Origin of the sequence: Streptomyces sp. UNOB3_S3 (genome assembly GCF_020740895.1) — a bacterium.
Taxonomy (GTDB): Bacteria; Actinomycetota; Actinomycetes; order Streptomycetales; family Streptomycetaceae; genus Streptomyces.
In genome coordinates this window covers 1-2,712 of the sequence record NZ_JAILXP010000597.1, presented here as the reverse complement: position 1 = coordinate 2,712, position 2,712 = coordinate 1, and the positions used below count along the sequence as shown (strand labels likewise).

Below are 2,712 nucleotides of genomic sequence, written 5' to 3'. Positions count from 1 at the left end.
GGGCTGACCTCTTCGCGGTGCCTGCCATCACGTGACGGGTGCCCCGTATGTGGCTCTAGCGGCGAAGAGCTCTTTACGCCCCTACCAGGGCCCGTCCACCCCACCCCGCCCCCTCACGTCACTGCCCTGACGCGCCGGTGGGGAACCCGTACTCGTCCGCGATCAGGTCGTAGCTGCGCAGCCGCGTCTCCGGGGTGTGGGTGTTGGCCGTGATCATCAGCTCGTCCACTCCCGTCCGCTTGGCCAGGGCGTCCAGGCCCTCGCGTACCTCGTCCGGTGTGCCGAAGACCACGTTTCGCAGCCAGTCGGCGACGAACTCCTGCTCGGCCAGGCCGAGCGCGGCGGACTCCGCCTCCTCCGGCGACGGGATCAGGCCCGGCCGGCCGGTGCGCAGGCGCAGCATCGACACCGCGCCGGTGAGGACCTGGCGGCGGGCCTCCTTCGGGTCGTCGGTGGCGAGCGCCTGGACGCCGATCTTGGCGTAGGGGCGGTCGAGGACGGCGGAGGGCCGGAAGGACTCGCGGTAGAGCTCCAGCGCGGGGAGCGTATGGGCCGACGAGAAGTGGTGCGCGAAGGAGAACGGCAGGCCGAGCAGTCCGGCGAGGCGCGCGCTGAAGCCGGAGGAGCCCAGCAGCCAGATCGAGGGGCGGTCGGCGCGCTGCACCCCGCCCGGCACCCGGCCCTGGACGGGGCCCGGGATGGCGTGGATCCGGGCGAAGCGGTGCCCTTCGGGGAAGTCGTCGTCAAGGAAGCGCGTCAACTCGGCCAATTGCTGGGGGAAGTCGTCCGCGCCTTCCGCGAGCCGGTCCTGACGGCGCAGCGCCGCGGCGGTGGCGCCGTCCGTGCCGGGTGCGCGCCCCAGGCCCAGATCCACGCGCCCCGGCGCGAGGGCTTCCAGGGTGCCGAACTGCTCGGCGATCACCAACGGCGCGTGGTTGGGCAGCATCACCCCGCCCGAGCCGAGGCGGATGCGGTCGGTGTGAGCGGCGAGGTGGGCCAGGATGACGGCCGGGGAGGAGCTGGCGACACCGGGCATGGAGTGGTGCTCGGCGACCCAGAAGCGGTGGTAGCCGCGCCGCTCGGCGAGCCGCGCCAGCTCGACCGTGGTGCCCAGGGCCTGCCGGGCGGTCCGGCCGCTGCCGACGGTCGCGAGATCCAGCACGGACAGGGCAACGGGCGCGCTGCCGAGGGGTTTCGCCCGGATGATGTCGTCCTGCACGTCGGCCACGGTGGCCCGCCTCCCTGGTTGACTGCCTCGGTCCGGAGCGCTCGTGGCGCTCCGACCAGCAGCAACCGGAGAACATCTCCGGTTATTCCGCCGAGCACGGCCGGACCGTCCCGGGACAACGGCATATGCCAAGGTCGCAGCGGGCAGAACAGGGAGGTAACGGCTGTCGCGATTCTCGTCAACTCCCTCTCCCGGCGGTCGGTTTCGCCGTTACCGTGGAGAGTGGTACACCCGCAAGTAACCACAAGGGGGAGACCGTGGCGCTCAGCCCCGAGCCGGCCGCACCGCTGCACTCGGCGCAGTGCGCCCTGCGTGTGCTGGAGACGGTCGCCAAATACGCCGGCGGCGTCAGCCAGGCCCAGATCGCCCGCGAGACGGGACTGCCCCTGGGACGGCTCGCCCATCTGCTGGCGATGCTCCGCCGCGAGGAGTACGTGGAGCTGACCGGCGACGGCGGCTACATCACCGGCGCGTCGCTGCTCCTGCTGAGCGCGAGCGGCGACCGCGCGGGCGCCCTGGAGCGCAAGCTCCAGCACTCGCTGTCCGTGCTGCGCGACACCCTGGGCGCCGCCGTCTACCTCAGCGCCTACGTCGACGGCGAGATCCGGATCACGCAGTACGCGGACGGGCCGCGCACCCCCAAGGTGAACGAGTGGGTCGACTTCCGCTCCGCCGCCCACGCGACGGCGCTCGGGAAGTGCCTGCTGACCCAGCTCGACCACGACGACCGGCGCGACCACCTCGCCCGGCACCAGACCGCCCGGCTCACCTCCAAGACGATCACCAACGAGCGGATCCTCTTCAGCAAGCTGGACGCCCAGCCCTCGACCGTCCCCGTCCTGGACCTCCAGGAGTACGCCGTGGGCACGGTCTGCGCGGCCGTGCCGATGTCCGCCGGGCGCTCGGTGGGCTCGCTGGCGCTCTCGCTCCCGGTCCGCCACGCCCACCGGCTGCGCGAGGCCGCCGAGACCCTGAACCGGCACGCGGCCCCGATGCTGCTCTCCCTGGCCCTCTAGGGGCCCGGAGGCCCTTTGCGGGCGGGGCGGCAGGGGCCCGTGTGACCCGTGGTTCGGAGCACCCCCGGACATCGGGTAGAGTTCTCTCTGTCAGCAGGCGCCGCTAGCTCAGTTGGTTAGAGCAGCTGACTCTTAATCAGCGGGTCCGGGGTTCGAGTCCCTGGCGGCGCACAGACGGTCGAAGGCCCTCACCATCAGGTGGGGGCCTTCGGCGTATGCCGCCGCGAAGCGGCCGCACCGGACGGCCCGTAGCATGGAAGGCCGTCCCGGCACCGGACCCGGGGCGCGCCGACGACGGGCAGGACAGGGAGGAGAGGGCACGTGCCGCAGCACCGCCGCCCGACGGCAGTCACAGCGCTGCTGCTCCTCCTCGCGGTCCTCTTCGGCCCGGTCGTCTGCGGAGCCGGCTCGTCCGCGTACGCGACGGGCAGCGGCTCCGTCCCGGCCGTCTCCGCGCCGGCCCCGCAC

At 72.8% G+C, this 2,712-nt stretch carries 2 protein-coding genes and 1 tRNA gene; 2 read left to right on the top strand and 1 reads right to left on the bottom strand.

Annotation, left to right across the window (positions count from 1 at the left end; translation table 11 throughout):
- Positions 1 to 118 precede the first annotated feature (118 nt).
- Complete coding sequence (locus tag K6I33_RS34110; RefSeq protein ID WP_229358679.1) at positions 119 to 1,228, bottom strand: LLM class flavin-dependent oxidoreductase; 1,110 nt, start codon at positions 1,226 to 1,228, stop codon at positions 119 to 121.
- A 257-nt stretch (positions 1,229 to 1,485) separates the two neighbouring features.
- Here K6I33_RS34110 and K6I33_RS34105 point away from each other — a divergent pair, with 257 nt between their 5' ends.
- Complete coding sequence (locus tag K6I33_RS34105; protein WP_229358678.1) at positions 1,486 to 2,244, top strand: IclR family transcriptional regulator; 759 nt, start codon at positions 1,486 to 1,488, stop codon at positions 2,242 to 2,244.
- Between the two features lie 97 nt (positions 2,245 to 2,341).
- Positions 2,342 to 2,415 (top strand) — tRNA-Lys (locus K6I33_RS34100).
- The last annotated feature ends 297 nt before the right edge of the window (positions 2,416 to 2,712 follow it).